Annotated in this window: 18 protein-coding genes; 7 read left to right on the top strand and 11 right to left on the bottom strand. The window is 37.4% G+C overall.

All coding sequences use genetic code 11. The features are described from left to right. Window positions 1–8 precede the first annotated feature (8 nt). The 9 genes from trpB to AC1M9C_RS13475 form a co-directional block, all read right to left on the bottom strand. A complete protein-coding gene (gene trpB, locus AC1M9C_RS13515; RefSeq protein WP_179999795.1) occupies window positions 9–1,217 on the bottom strand; it encodes a tryptophan synthase subunit beta in 1,209 nt (402 codons plus the stop codon). A 35-nt stretch (window positions 1,218–1,252) separates the two neighbouring features. Continuing rightward, a complete protein-coding gene (locus tag AC1M9C_RS13510) occupies window positions 1,253–2,440 on the bottom strand; it encodes a vWA domain-containing protein (RefSeq protein ID WP_481587964.1) in 1,188 nt (395 codons plus the stop codon). A gap of 8 nt (window positions 2,441–2,448) precedes the next feature. Beyond that, a complete protein-coding gene (locus AC1M9C_RS13505) occupies window positions 2,449–3,300 on the bottom strand; it encodes an AAA family ATPase (RefSeq protein ID WP_092768445.1) in 852 nt (283 codons plus the stop codon). 29 nt (window positions 3,301–3,329) lie between these two features. Continuing rightward, window positions 3,330–3,701, bottom strand: coding sequence for a hypothetical protein (locus AC1M9C_RS13500; RefSeq protein WP_035266633.1), 372 nt, complete (start codon window positions 3,699–3,701; stop codon window positions 3,330–3,332). Between the two features lie 34 nt (window positions 3,702–3,735). Next, window positions 3,736–4,041, bottom strand: coding sequence for a YcgL domain-containing protein (locus AC1M9C_RS13495; RefSeq protein WP_035266558.1), 306 nt, complete (start codon window positions 4,039–4,041; stop codon window positions 3,736–3,738). A gap of 129 nt (window positions 4,042–4,170) precedes the next feature. Further along, a complete protein-coding gene (locus AC1M9C_RS13490; protein WP_481587976.1) occupies window positions 4,171–5,313 on the bottom strand; it encodes a ribonuclease D in 1,143 nt (380 codons plus the stop codon). A 209-nt stretch (window positions 5,314–5,522) separates the two neighbouring features. Further along, window positions 5,523–6,119 carry a recombination mediator RecR gene (gene recR / locus AC1M9C_RS13485; protein ID WP_092768447.1) on the bottom strand — a complete coding sequence of 199 codons (597 nt, stop codon included), beginning with the start codon at window positions 6,117–6,119 and terminating at the stop codon, window positions 5,523–5,525. A gap of 12 nt (window positions 6,120–6,131) precedes the next feature. Next, complete coding sequence (locus AC1M9C_RS13480) at window positions 6,132–6,461, bottom strand: YbaB/EbfC family nucleoid-associated protein (RefSeq protein WP_481587965.1); 330 nt, start codon at window positions 6,459–6,461, stop codon at window positions 6,132–6,134. A 24-nt stretch (window positions 6,462–6,485) separates the two neighbouring features. After that, window positions 6,486–7,673: an O-succinylhomoserine sulfhydrylase gene (locus AC1M9C_RS13475; RefSeq protein WP_481587966.1), complete on the bottom strand. Its 1,188-nt coding sequence runs from the start codon at window positions 7,671–7,673 to the stop codon at window positions 6,486–6,488. Window positions 7,674–7,814: 141 nt separating this feature from the next. Here AC1M9C_RS13475 and AC1M9C_RS13470 point away from each other — a divergent pair, with 141 nt between their 5' ends. From AC1M9C_RS13470 to ppk1, 6 genes are all read left to right on the top strand, one after another. Further along, window positions 7,815–8,909, top strand: a complete 1,095-nt coding sequence (locus tag AC1M9C_RS13470) for an alpha/beta fold hydrolase (protein ID WP_481953896.1) — start codon at window positions 7,815–7,817, stop codon at window positions 8,907–8,909. 5 nt (window positions 8,910–8,914) lie between these two features. Next, on the top strand, window positions 8,915–9,784 hold the full coding sequence (locus AC1M9C_RS13465) for an NAD(P)-dependent oxidoreductase (RefSeq protein ID WP_481587967.1): 870 nt from the start codon (window positions 8,915–8,917) through the stop codon (window positions 9,782–9,784). Between the two features lie 83 nt (window positions 9,785–9,867). Continuing rightward, complete coding sequence (locus AC1M9C_RS13460) at window positions 9,868–10,134, top strand: YARHG domain-containing protein (protein ID WP_481587968.1); 267 nt, start codon at window positions 9,868–9,870, stop codon at window positions 10,132–10,134. Window positions 10,135–10,163: 29 nt separating this feature from the next. Continuing rightward, window positions 10,164–10,577 carry an HIT family protein gene (locus AC1M9C_RS13455; RefSeq protein WP_481587969.1) on the top strand — a complete coding sequence of 138 codons (414 nt, stop codon included), beginning with the start codon at window positions 10,164–10,166 and terminating at the stop codon, window positions 10,575–10,577. Between the two features lie 218 nt (window positions 10,578–10,795). Continuing rightward, on the top strand, window positions 10,796–11,860 hold the full coding sequence (locus tag AC1M9C_RS13450; protein ID WP_035266542.1) for a porin: 1,065 nt from the start codon (window positions 10,796–10,798) through the stop codon (window positions 11,858–11,860). Between the two features lie 176 nt (window positions 11,861–12,036). Continuing rightward, window positions 12,037–14,103: a polyphosphate kinase 1 gene (gene ppk1 / locus AC1M9C_RS13445; RefSeq protein ID WP_035266540.1), complete on the top strand. Its 2,067-nt coding sequence runs from the start codon at window positions 12,037–12,039 to the stop codon at window positions 14,101–14,103. Window positions 14,104–14,113: 10 nt separating this feature from the next. Here the strand turns inward: ppk1 and ybaK are convergent, their stop codons facing one another. Then, on the bottom strand, window positions 14,114–14,584 hold the full coding sequence (gene ybaK, locus AC1M9C_RS13440; RefSeq protein WP_035266631.1) for a Cys-tRNA(Pro) deacylase: 471 nt from the start codon (window positions 14,582–14,584) through the stop codon (window positions 14,114–14,116). Window positions 14,585–14,852: 268 nt separating this feature from the next. Here ybaK and AC1M9C_RS13435 point away from each other — a divergent pair, with 268 nt between their 5' ends. Beyond that, window positions 14,853–15,338 carry a lytic transglycosylase domain-containing protein gene (locus AC1M9C_RS13435; RefSeq protein WP_481953910.1) on the top strand — a complete coding sequence of 162 codons (486 nt, stop codon included), beginning with the start codon at window positions 14,853–14,855 and terminating at the stop codon, window positions 15,336–15,338. A gap of 26 nt (window positions 15,339–15,364) precedes the next feature. On the opposite strand, the gene AC1M9C_RS13430 is transcribed toward AC1M9C_RS13435, so the two are convergent. Continuing rightward, window positions 15,365–16,717, bottom strand: coding sequence for an MFS transporter (locus AC1M9C_RS13430; protein ID WP_481953894.1), 1,353 nt, complete (start codon window positions 16,715–16,717; stop codon window positions 15,365–15,367). Window positions 16,718–17,314 lie beyond the last annotated feature (597 nt).

The following is a 17,314-nucleotide window of genomic DNA, read 5'->3' as shown; positions in this document are numbered from 1 at the left end:
TTTATGTGTTAATTTAAACCTAATTTTTCTGCCACATAGTCCGAGTCTTTATCACCTCGACCTGATAAATTCACTACCACAATGGTATCTTTGGACAGTTGTGGAGCTTCGCGTATCGCCCAAGCAACAGCATGTGAACTTTCTAATGCAGGCACAATCCCTTCAACTCGAGATAGAGTCATGAATGCATTCAGACATTCTTCATCAGTTGCTGTTGAGTACTCAACACGACCAATATCTTTTAAGAAACTGTGTTGAGGCCCCACACCAGGATAATCTAATCCAGAAGCAATTGAATGCACAGGTAATGGCTCGCCATTTTCATCTTCCAGTACATAACACGCCATACCATGAAGTTGACTTGGTTTACCTAAAGTTAATGTTGCCGAATGTTGATCCGTATCTAAACCATGTCCTGCTGGTTCAACACCAATTAATTTCACACTATCATCATTAAGGAATGCACTGAATGCTCCCATTGCATTTGAGCCACCGCCAACACAAGCAACAATATAATCAGGATATTTGTTAAATCTGTCTTGTGATTGAACTTTAATTTCATCACCGATAATTGCTTGGAAATCACGCACCATTTTAGGAAATGGATGTGGACCAACGACTGATCCGATGGCATAAATAAAGCTATCAGGGTCTTTCAAATACTCTTCGAAAGCACTATCAACAGCATCTTTTAATGTTGCTGTTCCACGAGTGACTGAAATTAGATTCGCACCCAAAATTTTCATTTTCACGACATTTGGATGTTCTTTTTCAATATCAACTTGACCCATATGAATTTCACACGGGATACCAACCAAGGCACAAGCGGTGGCTAATGCGACACCATGTTGACCTGCCCCAGTTTCAGCAATGACTTTTTTCTTGCCCATGTATTTAGCAAGTAAAGCTTCACCCAAACAATGGTTAATTTTATGCGCACCTGTATGGTTCAAATCTTCACGCTTCAGATAAATTTGAGCACCGCCCAATTGTTCTGAAAGTCGTTTGGCATGAAATAAAGGACTTGGACGACCTACATAATGCGCAAACAGCTCTGAAAGCTCATTTTGAAATTCAGGTGTTTTACGAATTTCTTCATAAGCAACATTGATTTGATCCATTGCTGCTTTTAAATGAGGTGGAATGAATTGACCACCATATTCACCAAAAAAACCTTCTTCATTTGGCAATGCCACACCATTGATTTGATAGCTCATATCAAGATCCTTTAGATGAATATAATTTAAAAAAGTTAGCGCGAGAGGAATTTAGTCATATCTTCAATGCCTTTTAAAGTCATTGGATACATATGATCTTCAAATATTTCTTTGATCATTCCTATCGTTTGAGTGTAATGCCAGTAATTCTCAGTTTCAGGATTCAACCAAGCCGTCTTTTCATAATGCTGGCGCAAACGACGCAACCAAATTTCCCCCGACTCTTCATTCATGTATTCGACAGAACCACCAGCAGATTTTAATTCGTATGGCGCCATACTTGCATCACCAACAACAATCACTCGATAATCTTTACCATAGGTATTAAATAAATCTAAGGTATTCATTTTTGTCGAAGTACGGCGATGATTGTCTTTCCACACGTAATCATAAAGACAGTTATGGAAATAGAAATATTCTAAGGTCTTAAATTCTGTTTTGGCTGCACTAAACAGTTTTTCACATTGTGCAATATAGGCATCCATAGAACCGCCTACATCGAACAACATCAAAACTTTAATTCGATTACGACGCTCTGGCACCATCTGTACATCAAGAATTCCCTGCTTAGCCGTTTCGCGAATCGTTTGATCTATATCAAGCTCTTCTTCCGCACCTTGACGCGCAAATTTTCTCAGACGACGCAACGCCATTTGCATATGACGTGTTCCCAAAATTTGATCATCATCAAGATTTTGGTATTTACGTTGTTCCCACACTTTCACCGCAGATTTTTTACGTCCCGGCCCTCCAATTCTCACCCCCTCTGGGTGATCACCAAAAGCTCCAAACGGTGAAGTACCACCAGTGCCAATCATACGATTACCACCTTGGTGTTTTTTATGTTGCTCACGCAAACGCTCTTCTAGCATTTTCATAAGCTCTTCTAAAGAACCTGCTTTTTGTAATGCTTCACGTTGCTCGGGCGTTAAGTGTTTTTCAAGGAGTTCTAAATCAAACCATTCTTTAGGAAGTTGATTAACTTTACTGAGTAAATCATCTACATCAAAGGTTTGAATGCCCTGAAAATAATCCTTCATAGCACGATCATACTTATCGAAGTAACGCTCATCCTTGACCATGACTGTCTTCACAAGCTGATAAAAATCATCTTGATCTGCAAAAACCAAACCTAGACTAATTGCTTGATTCAGATCAATCAGCTCGCGCGTCGTTACGGGAATTCCGTATTTTCGCAAGGTGTAAAACAGTCTTACGAACATAGTATCACCTATCGACGAGTCATAAATGCGAGGCGCTCAAGTAGCTGCACATCTTGCTCATTTTTGATGAGCGCACCATACAGCGGTGGAATTGCTTTTGACTTATCATGGTTTCTTAAAATATCTTCAGGCATATCATCAGCCATCAATAAGCTTAACCAATCAATTAATTCAGAAGTTGAAGGTGGCTTCTTAAGACCAGGTATTTGGCGAAGCTTAAAGAAGACCTGAAGTGCCTCACTGACCAATGTCGTTGAAATTCTTGGAAAATGAACTGCAATAATTTCACGCATGGTCTGTTCATCTGGGAATTCAATATAATGAAAGAAACAACGGCGTAAGAAAGCATCAGGAAGTTCTTTTTCATTATTTGAAGTGATGATCACAATTGGACGCTGTGTTGCAGTAATTGTTTCACCAGTTTCATAAACAAAGAATGACATTTTGTCTAGTTCATGAAGCAAATCATTTGGGAATTCGATATCTGCTTTATCAATTTCATCAATTAATAAAACGCAACGTTCTTCAGAGGTAAATGCTTCCCACAATTTACCTGGTTTAATATAGTTTTTAATATCATAAACACGCTCATCGCCCAATTGACTATCGCGCAATCTCGAAACGGCATCGTATTCATAAAGACCTTGTTGAGCCTTCGTCGTTGATTTGATATGCCAAGTAATCAGTTTTAAACCCAGGCTATCAGCAACTTGTTCAGCCAATAATGTTTTACCTGTACCTGGCTCACCCTTCACTAAAAGAGGCTTTTGCAACGCTCGAGCGGCCTTCACAGCAAGCTTGAGACTATCTGTGGCGATATATTGATCTGTACCCGTAAATTGATGTGCATCAACAGACATAATGAAACCTTATTTTTTTATTTGGATAATTAAAGTGGTGGTGTCTTCACTGACGATGTGTGTCTTGGATTCTTTTGTTTAGAAGCGTACTTAGACCAGAAATAACCTGCCAATAACCCTAAAGCAATAACAAAGGCAATCAATGAGAAATTGGACCAGATCAACGGTGAATCTTTTGTTAAAACCCCAAAGATCAAACCAAAAGTTGCAGGTGCTAAGGCGGAATTAGGACCTTCAGAAATCGTTGGTGTTGCCAAAATAGCAAACACAAAAATCCAAGTCACTCCACCTAAAGGTGAAGGTAGGCGTTTCGCTATGCCGTACCAACACCACAGAATAATCAAAGTTCCGAGAATATAGACGGTAATTGCAATGTTATATTCTGGAATTGAATCCAACATTGAAACAAACTGATCCCATCCTCCAACTTGATTATCACGCACCGCGTAGTCCCTCTGGCTCTACCGCATTAGGATTGATCAATCCTTCAGGCGGCAATTGTAAAAAGAATCCTTTCGTCTGAATTGAATCCATCACATGTAAAACATTTGCACGCGCTAATTTGCGTTCTGCATGTAATTCCAGTGACATCACAAATGTCGCTCGGCCAAATGCATTTTTCATTGCATCAGATAATACTGATAACGGATCAACAGCTTCTTGGTTTTCCGCTTGTTCAGGACGCGCAACGTAAATATACATTTCGTCTTTCTTACTAGATTTGTAGATTTCACACCACATGATTCAAACAACACCTTTTAAACTCAAAGCAAAGCATACATCAAAAAAAACGGCGAAACATTAGCGTTTGTTAACGCATCAGTCTAGTTTAGGATGACTGGTAATTCTTTAATCAAATTTTGAGAGAAGTCATTCATTGACTTTCATTTGCATACTCAAATATTGTGCATCTTTATGAAGCAACTCAATTAATGGCTTCGTCAGTAAATCATAACGCCAACCGAGTAAATATTGAGGTAAATCTTGTTCATCGCCATGAAAAACCACATGCTGATATAAAGCCCCGAGCCATTTTTTTCGCATTAACACTTCTTTGGGGATCACCAACTCTTCTGCAAGATTACCAATCATGTTATCAACATCATGTGTAATATCTTTAGATGAGTGTTTAATTGGTCGAGCAATTCGTAATGGCCATTCTTCCATTGGGGGCAGCAACGCAATAATATCCAAAATCGTTTTACCGTGCTCACGAACCACATTCGGACGAATATTTTTAACTTGGGATAATTGAAATGTATTTTTTGGATTTTTTTCCACCAAATCAATCATAGTGGCATTTTTCAGAATAAAACTTCGAGGCTGATTTAAAGCCTTCACCATTTCTTCACGCCAAACACTGAGCAATTGTAGCTGCATTAACTGCTTTCGAGAGTGTCTATAATTTCCGACATCTTCGTATAGTTTCTCTTTCGGCGTTTCTGTCGCAATCTCAAGCGTGAGGCTCTTACAGTCCTCTAGTACATACTGATAATGCCCTTTTTTCTCTAATTCATTTTTTAGCGCATCGGCTAAATTCACAATATATAAGACATCATTCGCTGCGTATGCTTTTTGCTCTTCAGTTAAAGGACGTGCAAGCCAATCTGAACGTGTTTGATCTTTATCAATTTCTATATTTAAAATTTCTTTAAGCGCATTTTGATAACTGACCTGTAATCCGTGTCCGAGAAAAGACAAAGCCACCTGAGTATCAAATACATTATTAAGATGATTACCTTTTGAATAATGGTAAATCAGATCAATATCTTCACCACAAGCATGGAAAATATTTTGCTTTGCAGCAAAAACTTTAGGCCAGAAACTCGAAAAATCTAGACGTGTACCATCTAATAAAAACACCTGATCTGCGACATTGATTTGCAAGACACCCAATTTTGGCCATAGTGTATCAACTTTGATAAATTCAGTATCTAAACCATAAACATCTTGTTGACTCATTAGTGTCAAAACATGCTCGAGTTCTTTTTGCTCTTGGATAAATTGAAACATCATAAAAAACAATGTGCTAGATTGGTATCGGGATGTATTTTAGCTTAAATTATCAATTTTAAATATAAATTTTCAATTAAAGCGTCAAGCAAATCTATGTATACAGTGTAAATAGTTATAAAACATGAAAAATTTAATATTTTTTTTGACTAAAAAACAATTCAGAAAAGTGATATTTCTCCAATCAAAAAAATAAGCACAATTTGTGCTTATTTCATTTGCATACGATTATGAACTGCTTGGCTTAATGTGTGACTATCGACATACTCAAGCTCACCCCCTTGTGGTACACCTTGAGCAATACGTGTCATTTTGATATTCAAATGACGTGTAGCTTCTACCAAATAATGTGCCGTAGCCTGTCCTTCAACCGTTGCATTGGTAGCGAGAATAACCTCTGCTACCTGACCTTCAGCTAAGCGTTGAACTAATGCAGGTATGCCAACCTCTTCAGGCCCTATACCATCTAAAGGAGATAAATGCCCCCCCAATACATGATATTTGCCTCTGAAACTTCCACTTTGCTCAATTGCCATCACGTCTGCAGGAGATTCAACCACACAGAGCAAGGTATCATCTCGGTCTTGCGACAGACAAATGTCACACACCTCATTCTCAGTCAATGAGTGGCAAATAGAACATTCATGGATATGATCAGCGGCATCGCTAAGTGCTTCAGATAATGCCAAAGCACCTTGCTTATTCTTCATGATCAAATGCAACGCCATGCGCTGAGCCGACTTAGGCCCAACGCTTGGTAATATTCGCAGTGCTTGGACGAGTTGGTCAAACCGTTCGCTGAACACTCGGCAATATCCTTAAAATAAACCTGACAAGCCAGGAGGTAATCCCATACCACTATTTGCAGACTTCATTGTTTCTTCTGAAATCGCTTCGGCTTGGCGTGCAGCGTCATTCATAGCAGCTGCAATCAAATCCTCAATCATATCTGGATCGTCTTGAAATAATTCTGGATTGATTTCAATGCGTTTTACTACATTACGGCAAGTCATTGTCACTTTAACCAAACCACCACCAGCTTCAGCATGCACTTCTTTCTGTGCAAGCTCTTCTTTCGCTTTCTTGATGTTGGACTCTACTTCCTTTTGCATGCGCTGTGCTTGTTGCATAAGCATGTTAATGTTCATTTGTATACTCCGAACAAATTTAAATTAGACTAAATCAAGACCACGTTGAATGTCTGCAATAATATCATCAACGTCTTCCAAACCTACTGAAAGACGAATCAAACCTTCTGCAATGCCAGCTGCAGCCTTCGCTTCATCAGACAATTTACCATGAGTAGTGGTTGCAGGATGAGTAATCGTTGATTTTGCATCCCCAAGATTTCCAGTAATAGAAATAAATTGAGTGTGATCAATCACTTTCCAAGCAGCTTCTCGCCCACCTTTTACCACGAATGAAACGATACCACCAAAACCTTTTTGTTGCTTCTTAGCCAAATCATGACCTACATGATCCGCTAAGCCAGCAAAGAATACTTTTTCGATTTTATCGTGCTGATGAAGCCACTCAGCAATCTTTTGTGCACTTTCAGAATGAGCCTTCATACGTAGACGAAGCGTTTCCAAACCTTTTAGGAAAACCCAAGCATTGAACGGACTCATAGAAGGCCCAGTTGTACGAACGTAGCCAAAAACTTCTTCAAGTAATTGATGACTACCTACGACAGCACCACCCAACGCACGACCTTGACCATCTAAATATTTTGTCGCTGAATAGACAACTAGATCCGCGCCCAATTTTAATGGTTGTTGTAGCACTGGCGTACAGAAACTATTATCAATTGCGAGTAAGGCATCATTTTCATGCGCGATATCTGCTAATGCACGAATATCAGCAATTTCCGATAATGGATTTGACGGAGATTCTACAAATAGTAGTTTAGTTTCTGGTTTGATCGCAGCTTTCCAAGCATCTAAATCTGTTAAATCAACAAAATTGACAGTCACACCAAACTTAGAAATGTATTTTTCAAATAAGGCCACGGTTGAACCAAATACTGCGCGAGAACATACAACATGATCACCAGCCTTTAAGAATGACATCGCCACCGCCATGATCGCAGCCATACCCGTACTTGTTGCCACTGCACGTTCAGCACCTTCCATTGCAGCCAATCTTTTTTCAAACATTGCGACTGTTGGGTTTGTAAAGCGAGAATAAATATTACCAGGCTCTTTCCCAGAGAATTTAGCTGCTGCCTCTGCTGCATTTGCATATACAAATGAAGAAGTTAGAAACATCGGTTCAGCATGCTCACCTTCAAAACTGCGTGTATGACCTGTACGAAGCGCTAATGTATCAAGTTGGTATTCAATGTCGTCTTGCTGGCTCATTGCTCTAAATCAGTCCTAAAAACTGCCTTTGTGAATAATTGCCAACATTTTGAGCGCCCAAAGCATTTAAGGTCAAGGTAAAATATATAAATATCGCTTAGACTTCGTTCAAATCACATGCTTATGAGATCTTCAACCTTCATGGAACATTTAAAAACTAACTGGCGTTCTAAACAAAGCAAGTTAAAAAATTTAGGGACACGCATTTTTTACGGTAAATCTTTGGTTTTATCTCAAGCAACGCCGTATGATGTGATAGGTACTCATAAATCGAGTAAAATTCGATATTACGCATCTGAAAATAAAAAATATGTTGAGCCATTGGTCTTTGTCGCGCCTTTAGCGATCAAGATGGATATTTATGATCTTTATCCATACCGTTCTCTTATTAAATATTATACAGAGCAAGGTTTTGATGTCTATTTATTGGATTGGGGACACTTTAGCTATAAGGATCGCGATCTCAACTTTTTAGGTTTTATTGATGATGCAATCCCGAATTGTATCGATCAAATACGCACACACGCTAAATCTGATCAAATTTCTTTACATGGCTGGAGTATGGCGGGAATATTTGTTCTGTTGTACACAGCGCTCAGACAGCCGAACCATGTAAAAAATCTAATTGTTTTAGGTAGTCCAATTGATAGCTTTGCTTCAGGCAGTATCGGAAAGCTATATGCTAAGATGAATCGCTATCTTGAAAGAACTCGTCTACTCAAACATAAAGTTTATAACGGTCGTATTCCTAAGCGCCTCATTCACTCCTCAGGTATTTTAAATGCAATTGGATTTAAAATTTTAGATCCTAAAGGTTGGTATGAAGGCCATAAACAATTATTACTGAATCTTGATGATAAAAAACTTTTGCATGAACACGCCACTTTAGGTTATTTCCTCAATCATATGATTGATTATCCTGCTGGGGTAAACCAAGACATGTTATTCAATGTCTGGTTAAGAAATCCGCTAAAAAATGGTTATATCGAACTTCAAGATAAGAAAATCGAATTAAAAAATATAGACTGCTCTCTTATGATTGGCGCTGGTTCAAGCGATCAAATGGTCACAGCTGATGCTGTTAGACCATTGACTGAATTGACAAATAGTCGTGATGTCACGTTTACTCTTATTCCTGGTGGGCATTTAGGTTTAATGTCGAGTCAAAAAAGTGCCGATCAATTTTGGCCTGAACTTGCTCACTGGTTAGCAGAGCGTTCAACACAAATAGAGTAAAGAAAATGACGACAGTTGCATTTATTGGATTAGGAGCAATGGGTTACCGTATGGCAGCCCATTTACCCAAACACTATGAATCAGTTTTGGTATGGAATCGAAATTTCGAGAAAGCCAAACAACATGCAACTGAATATCAAACACAAGCTGTATCACTTCAAGAAGCTGCCCAAGCTGATATCATTTTTAGTTGCTTACCAACGAGTCAGCAAGTCAATGAGATCATTCATCAAGTCGACATTAAATCTGGATCAATTTGGGTAGACTGTACCAGTGGCGTGCCTGATGCAGCTAAAGCACAACATGCTTTTTTAAAATCAAAAGGTGTATTTTTTCTAGATGCACCGGTTAGCGGACAAACTATAGGTGCTGAAAATGCGACTTTAACCTTCATGGTAGGTGGTGAAAAAGCTGCTTTTGAAGCTGCATTACCAGCAATGCAAGCCATGGGTAAACTGATTAAGCATGTAGGAGACTCAGGATCTGGTTTTGCTGTGAAAGCAGTGAACAACATGCTCTTAGCTGTTCACTTATGTGCCGCTGCTGAAGGTTTTACTGCACTTAAAGCACATGGTGTGGATTTAAATGAAGCTTTAGAGTGCATCAATGCTTCAAGTGGTAAAAGTGGTGTGACTGAAAATGTATTGCCTCAACGGGTATTAAATCGAAGTTTTCCAAATACTTTTGCCTTACCGTTACTGAGCAAAGACACTGGTATCGCAGTAGACCTCATTCATCAAGCAAAATTATCCGCACCTGTCATTACGCTTACTCAAAGTCTAATTGGTGCTGCTAATGCAATAGCTGAACCTAATAGTGATTTTTCGACAGCAGTTAAAATGTACGAATCATGGAGCAAAATTACCTTAGAATAAATTTTCGCCATTGAATTCAAATATAAAGCCCATATAATTGAAATGTGACAATATCAAATGTCCATTTCTAAATGAGGATACTCATGAATAAGTTTTTATTAGGTTTAATTACTGCTGTATCTGTTTCAGCTGGGGTTAATGCTTTTGCCGACACTACAAAAGAGTGTGAAAAACTTAAAGATGATTACAACATCATCTATGCATCAAAAGGCTTCTGTTTTAAAGATCCAGATACTAAGGCAAAGTTTGGCAATGAAAATTGCAATACAACTAAACCTAAGTTCTCAGAAAAAGAGCAACAAAAACTTGAATCTATTAAGCAACGTCAGAAAGAATTAAACTGTAAATAATTCAATCTAATTACATTCTGGGAATAGCTATGGCTTATGATGATCAAAATATTTTTGCAAGAATTCTACGAGGTGAACTTCCTGCAATTAAAGTGTATGAGGATGAGCAAGTTCTTGCATTTATGGACATTATGCCTCAGGCAGATGGTCATACTTTAGTCATCCCTAAATCACCTGCCGTAACTTTACTCGACTTGGACCCAAACACTGCAGCATACACGATTCAAATCGTTCAAAAAATTGCAAAAGCGATTGAAAAAGCACTAGATGCAAAAGGTATAGTGTTGATGCAGTTATCTGGTGCTGCAGCTGGGCAAACCGTGCCTCACGTACACTTTCATCTTATTCCAAGTTCAATTCATGAACTGGGTAAACACGCAGCACAAATGGGTGATCAAGAACGTATCAAGGCTTTGGCTGAGAAGATTAAAGCTGCTTTATAACAGATCCTCATAAAGAAAGGAGCTTTGGCTCCTTTTTTGTTTTTATGCCTTTAGATTACTATAAATTGTTTCTACCCATTTTAATGATAATGAAATAAATTCTTAATATTACTGACTTATTTGTAATGAATACTTAGCACCAATAGAGAACAGTAGTTACAAAAAAACTACTGATCATGATTATTAGGACAAAAAATCAGTCTTTACTGGAGCTAGAAATGAAAAAAACACTTTGCGCATTAGCAGTTGGGGCAACACTTATTACACCAGCAATCGCAATGGCAGCTGACGTTAAAATTTATGGTCGCGCACATGTTTCATTAGATTACCTTGATGATGGTAAAGATTATAATGAAGTAGGTCTATCATCTAACTCATCTCGTTTAGGCTTTAAAGCTGAACAAAAATTAGAAAATGGCATGACTGTTTTTGGCCAAATCGAACAACAAATTAACTTTACAAGTGGTAACACTGATGGTGGTACTGAATTTTCAACTCGTGATACTTTCGTTGGTTTGAAAGGTAACTTTGGTCAAGTAAAAGTTGGTCGTTTCGACACACCCTTTAAAGCAGCTCGTTCTCCAGTAAATTATTTCGGTGATCAAGTTGGTGATTTACGTAACGTGACTCGTGTAAGTGATCAACGTTTCGATGAACGTAATGAAAATACCATTGAATATAAATCTCCAAAATTCGGAAATGGTTTTAATGTTGCTGCTGCATTATCACTACACTCTGGAACTACCATCGATAAACAAGAGAATGGTCAAGCTGAAAAAGACAACAAAGCGTACGATCTTGCTTTGACCTACAAAGAAGGCCCTATCGATTTTGCTATTGCATATGCGATGTATGAAGAGAATGCAACGAATGCTCGTGCTAGTTCTGATCGTGATGCATTACGTATCGCTGGCGCCTACAAACTTACTGACAGCTTAAATCTTGGCGCATTCTATCAAATGGCTAAAGTTGACGGTCAGGACAATCGTGATTCAGATGTGTATGGTGTAGCTGCAGACTATAAATTAACACCAAAAACTACAGTTCGTGGTCAAGTTTTTCAACGTAGTGTAGATGCTGATGAAAGAGACTCAACTCTATTAGCATTAGGTGTTGAGCATCGTTTAGACAAAGCTGTGCGTGTTTATGCCAATTTAGCAACTGTACTTAATGATGAAAATGTTAATTTAAATCCATGGTCTCAAGCAAGAACGAATAATGTTGCAGGCGCCAACGGTGAAAATTCTACAGGTCTCTCACTTGGTTTCCGCTACGACTTCTAAATTAGAAAGGACAAAAAAAGCACACTTCAAAAGTGTGCTTTTTTATTGAAATAAAATAAATCCAATAACTTATATTTATCGTATATATACCAACCAATGTAATATTACTGTCACACATCAAACGTACCATCGCTGCAAGGTCTTTCCTGACGGCTTTTAAAGCAATAATTGGTACTATGCACTCTTTTGAAAACTTTCAACACAATTCAGACACTTACATTAATCGCGAACTTTCATTATTAGAATTCCATAAACGAGTTTTAGCTCAAGCTAAAGACCCTCACCACCCCTTATTAGAGCGACTAAATTTTTTAATCATCTTTTCTCGGAATTTAGATGAGTTTTTTGAAATACGCGTTGCTGGACTTTTAAAACAGATCGAATTAAATCAAATAACAACTGCGCCTGATGCTATTCCCAATGAAATTATTTTAGAACAAATATCTAAAACAACGCATCATGCGGTTCAAGAACAATATCAGATACTTAATAACGAGCTCATTCCTCAACTTAAATCTTATGGTATCGAATTTATTCAATATCATGGAATTTTAGATAAATATACTGAATGGATTCAAAACTACTTCAGTAAATTTATTCAACCAGTAATCACGCCCATCAGTTTAGACCCTGCCCATCCTTTTCCCCGTTTAGTCAATAAGAGCCTTAATTTTATTATCACGCTTGAAGGTAAAGATGCTTTTGGTCGTCAGATTGAGCTCGCGATCGTACCTGCACCGAGAACTTTACCAAGGGCGGTCAAAATTCCTGATGACTTATGCAAAGATAAGCAACATTACATCCTGTTGTCGGCTATTCTGCAACAACATATCAATGACTTATTTCCAGGAATGAAGGCGACAGGATGCTACCAATTCCGTGTTACACGCAATGCTGACTTAAATTTAGCTGACGATGTAGACGATCTGGCAGTTGCTCTTAAAGATGAACTTTCTTCGCGAAGATTTGGACGTGAAGTTCGACTTGAAATTGATCACAATTGCCCAGAAACGATTAACCAATATCTACTTGAACAATTTGATTTAGAACCTTCACAACTCTATCGTGTTCAAGGCCCTGTAAATTTAGCTCGATTATTTTCAGATTTTGATTGTCCAGATTTAAAGTTTAAACCCTATCAACCCGTGATACCGAAGATACTAAGACAATCAAAAAGTATCTTTGATGTATTGAAACAACGTGATGTCCTTTTACATCATCCGTTTGACTCATTTTCACCTGTCATCAACCTGTTAAAAGAAGCTGCAAAAGACCCTAATGTCTTGGCAATTAAGCAAACTCTTTATCGCAGCGGACCAGATTCAGAGATCGTTCAAGTCTTAGCAGAAGCGGCACGAAATGGTAAAGAAGTTACTGCGATTATTGAATTACGTGCTAGATTTGATGAAGAATCCAATATCATGGTCGCCAACCTTTTACAAGAAGCTGGAGCTGTCGTTGTTTATGGCATCGTGGGCTATAAAACTCACGCTAAAATGATTTTGATTGTTCGTAGAGAGACAGACCATCTGAAGCGCTATGTTCATTTGGGAACTGGTAATTATCATGCTGGAAATGCAAAAATGTATACCGATTACGGTCTGCTGACCACTGATGATGAAATTTGTGAAGATGTCCATAAAATCTTTCAAGAATTGACAGGTATGGGAAAAATGGCAAAGCCTAAAAAGCTGTTCCATGCACCTTTTACCTTGCATGAACAGCTTTTAAAACTCATTGCCAATGAAATCCACCATGCTAAGTCTGGTCATAAAGCGCATATTATTATCAAAGTTAACGCTTTAACTGAACCTAAATTAATCGCGGCACTTTATCAAGCCTCAAATGCAGGTGTTCAAATCGATCTGATCATTCGTTCCATCTGTTCATTAAGACCTCAAGTACCACAGTTATCAGAAAATATCCGCGTCAGATCTATTGTAGGACGTTTTTTAGAACACACACGGGTTTACTATTTTCTAGATCAAGGCAATGAGAAATTATATTGTTCAAGTGCAGACTGGATGGGACGTAATTTATTTTCAAGAGTAGAAACTTGTTTTCCGATTGAAGATAAAAAACTAAAGAAAACGATTATTAAAGATGGTCTATTGAATTATCTGAACGATAATCAACGTGCTTGGGAATTAGATCAAGAACATCAATGGAACAAGGTATGCCCAACTGATGATCAAGAAATTTTTATCGCTCAAGAATATCTAACCAATCTACGTCAAATGTAGTGATCAAACATTAAGTGTGATCCACAATGTCCTTAAATTGAGCATCTAATACTTGGGCCAATGATTGAGGATCTAATCCGATATCTAGCCCTCGTTTTCCACCACTCACGTACACCTTTTTAAGAGAACTTGCCGATTGGTGAATGACTGTCTTAAGTCGCTTTTTTTGAGCAATTGGACTAATCCCACCCACTAAGTAACCGGTCAGACGCTCAGCCACTTTCGGATCAGCCATTTTAAGTTTTTTACAACTGAAAGCATTCGCCGCCTTTTTTAAATTAAGTTGATGGTCCACTGGTAAAATTGTCACAAAATAATTGATATCATCTGTCACTAGAAGTGTCTTAAAAACTTCATGTACAGATAAACCCAATTTTTGAGCTGCTTCTAAACCAAAACTTTCAGCATTAGGATCATGGTCATATTCATGAACAGAATAATCTATCTTTTTGTTTTTCAAAAATTTACAAGCTGGCGTCATGATGATTTCAGGCATTTAATAATGGCATTATTATAAGAAAATTTTGAATCAATTTTAAAGTTTTCTGATCTATTTATCTTACTCATCAATATATTGCAAAACTACAACACTCCAATTTATCTAGGGCTTGACCCCAATCACCAGCTTACTTATGATTTTTGCAAATTGAATTTGCACGGTTACTATTTTGCTTTTTTTACAACGTTTACAATCATCTCACCCATCCTTTACTTTCCTTAAATTTAGTTTAGTTCTATCATCGTGTGTCGTGTTTGTTGGTTGCTCATCTTTAGGTGGTGGTTCAGTACAAAAACGCGCCGCAAAACTTTCAACAGGTATCCAAAAGGCATACTCTGTACACCCAGACACCGCAAATAGGGTTTCTCCCCTAATTGTGCAAAGTGCGCAACAATTTGATGTCGACCCCCTGTTAATGGCCGCACTTATTCGACAAGAATCGAGTTATCGAAATTATGCAGTATCACCAGCAGGTGCTGTAGGTCTTACTCAAATTATCCCTAGATATTGGCAGCAATCTTGTCCAGGTGACCTTTTTCAAGAAAATATTAATATTCATTGTGGAACTTATATTCTATCAAAATACAATCAATCTGCTGGTAGCTGGAAAAAAGCACTGGCCTATTACAACGTTGGACCTACTGGATACAACACAAATCGAAAAATGAAAAAACAAGGTAAACGTTATGCCAAACAGGTTAAAGAGCATCAAAAAATTTTAAAATCATATTTATAAAAAAAGCCTCTTATGAGGCTTTTATTCTACTGTGTAATTGAAGATGCGATTTTTATTTTTTCAGGAACTGTTTCAATCACTTTTGTCCTTTTAATACAGAATACGGCTATTGCACCAATTACTGCTGGTATAGCAACGGCAATGAAATTCCATTTGTGTGGCAATTCCATTCCTAAAAGAATACCAATGACAATGGGGCCAACAATTGCACCTGTACGCCCTACTGCTGAAGCCCAACCAATTCCAGTAGAACGTACCGCAATTGGATAAGATTGCGCTACATAGCTATATATTAAAATACTAGTACCAATTGATGCTGCACCAGCCAATGCCACCAGTAGATAAATAACCATTGGTGGTGAGTTAAAACTTAATCCAAATAAAGCAAAAGCTCCGATTACAAACATCGAAATCACAACAGGTTTGAGATGAAATTTGTCTGCTAGAATTCCACCACCAATAGTACCGATGACAGCGCCAATATTTAATGAAAGTAAAAATGTTAAACTACTTCCCAAAGAATAACCTGCAGCCATCATTAACTTTGGTAACCAACTTCCTAATGCGTATGTCATTAAAAGACACATAAAAAAGCAGCACCAAAATAATAACGTCGTTTTCGCTCTATTATCAGTAAATAGAGATTTAACCGATGCATCAGGTAATTTAATTTCGTTTAGAACCAAATGAGTTGAAGAATTCACATTTAAATCTGCATTGATCTTATTAATAATTTGTGAGGCAGGTTCATAATTTTTTTGTTTCACTAAAAATGTTAGTGATTCAGGCATATACTTCCATATAAACGGTAATACTAATAATGGAATTCCTGCAATAAAGAACATAATCTGCCAACCAAATTCAGGTGTAAATTTTACACCCAATAAAGCCGCCATAATTCCACCAACTGCATAGCCACTAAACATAATCGTAACTAAGGTACTTCTCAATTTTTGTGGTGCATATTCAGAAGTTAAAGTTACTAAATTTGGCAAAACACCGCCGATACCAAGTCCAGCAATGAATCTTAAAACTCCAAATTCTGTTGGATTAGTTGCGAATCCTCCTAAAAAAGTAAAACCACTAAACAAGGTTACACAAATCAAAATAACTTTTTTTCGACCAATTTTATCTGCCAACATGCCAAAAAGCATCGCACCAAACATCATTCCCGCTAGCGCTGTGCTCGCTAACACCCCAGCTTGGACAGAAGTCATACCCCACTCTTGCATAAGAAGTGGCAACGTTACGCCATTAATTGCTAAATCATAACCGTCAAAAATTACGATAAATAAACACCATAATACGATTGATAAATGAAAGGGTTTAAATTTTGCATTATCAATTACAGCATTCACATTCATTGTCTGCGCTGTCATTTTTATCTCACCTCCAATTGTGAGTATTTTTAAAATAATGAACCTAGATTCATATTTTATATAAATGCAATAAATTAGGATTTTTGTCTATACGACTTTCTAGTGGATTATTCATTTAATAGATTGATTAATAATTCAATTGGCATAAAAAATCATGAAAATTCAAGTTTTAAGAGTTTTATATTTATTCTTAGTTACTAAGAATGAATTCTTATATAACCTTTCGACTGAAACCTTAGTTTTGAATACTCAATCTGCAAATTAGGATTGGCATTTTATTTACTAGTCAACTTTGATGATCTTTGTAAATAAAAATTTCATTGTAAATCATTCATTTTTTGAACCATTCACTATTGTTTATTATTTAGCTTTTCAACTAATTAGTTGGGTTGTTTTTATGATATTAGCCTTATCACTAAGGCATTTATTGTTTGGCATAAATTAACTGAATAGAGCTTCTTATTTAATTAAAAGGGTTTAATTATTTTCAAATTCATTCTTTACTTCATAAAAAAACACCCCCTTCTATTGAAGGGGGTGTTTAGAATAATGAGCTGGCGATGACTTACTCTCACATGGGTAACCCCACACTACCAT

The sequence above is a fragment of the Acinetobacter sp. 24-47-39 genome (assembly GCF_056783825.1).
Note: the sequence above shows the minus strand (reverse complement) of the source record. Positions and strands in the feature narration are given on the sequence as shown.

Bases quoted from the DNA above. Each gene is read 5' to 3' on its own strand.
- AC1M9C_RS13450 (WP_035266542.1), top strand. From the start codon at position 10,796: ATGAAAAAAACACTTTGCGCATTAGCAGTTGGGGCAACACTTATTACA.
- AC1M9C_RS13470 (WP_481953896.1), top strand. From the start codon at position 7,815: ATGGAACATTTAAAAACTAACTGGCGTTCTAAACAAAGCAAGTTAAAA.
- AC1M9C_RS13510 (WP_481587964.1), bottom strand. From the start codon at position 2,440: ATGTTCGTAAGACTGTTTTACACCTTGCGAAAATACGGAATTCCCGTA.
- AC1M9C_RS13495 (WP_035266558.1), bottom strand. From the start codon at position 4,041: ATGTGGTGTGAAATCTACAAATCTAGTAAGAAAGACGAAATGTATATT.
- trpB (WP_179999795.1), bottom strand. From the start codon at position 1,217: ATGAGCTATCAAATCAATGGTGTGGCATTGCCAAATGAAGAAGGTTTT.
- AC1M9C_RS13460 (WP_481587968.1), top strand. From the start codon at position 9,868: ATGAATAAGTTTTTATTAGGTTTAATTACTGCTGTATCTGTTTCAGCT.
- AC1M9C_RS13475 (WP_481587966.1), bottom strand. From the start codon at position 7,673: ATGAGCCAGCAAGACGACATTGAATACCAACTTGATACATTAGCGCTT.
- ppk1 (WP_035266540.1), top strand. From the start codon at position 12,037: ATGCACTCTTTTGAAAACTTTCAACACAATTCAGACACTTACATTAAT.
- AC1M9C_RS13465 (WP_481587967.1), top strand. From the start codon at position 8,915: ATGACGACAGTTGCATTTATTGGATTAGGAGCAATGGGTTACCGTATG.
- AC1M9C_RS13455 (WP_481587969.1), top strand. From the start codon at position 10,164: ATGGCTTATGATGATCAAAATATTTTTGCAAGAATTCTACGAGGTGAA.
- ybaK (WP_035266631.1), bottom strand. From the start codon at position 14,584: ATGACGCCAGCTTGTAAATTTTTGAAAAACAAAAAGATAGATTATTCT.
- AC1M9C_RS13505 (WP_092768445.1), bottom strand. From the start codon at position 3,300: ATGTCTGTTGATGCACATCAATTTACGGGTACAGATCAATATATCGCC.
- AC1M9C_RS13500 (WP_035266633.1), bottom strand. From the start codon at position 3,701: ATGTTGGATTCAATTCCAGAATATAACATTGCAATTACCGTCTATATT.
- AC1M9C_RS13490 (WP_481587976.1), bottom strand. From the start codon at position 5,313: ATGTTTCAATTTATCCAAGAGCAAAAAGAACTCGAGCATGTTTTGACA.
- AC1M9C_RS13480 (WP_481587965.1), bottom strand. From the start codon at position 6,461: ATGAACATTAACATGCTTATGCAACAAGCACAGCGCATGCAAAAGGAA.
- AC1M9C_RS13430 (WP_481953894.1), bottom strand. From the start codon at position 16,717: ATGACAGCGCAGACAATGAATGTGAATGCTGTAATTGATAATGCAAAA.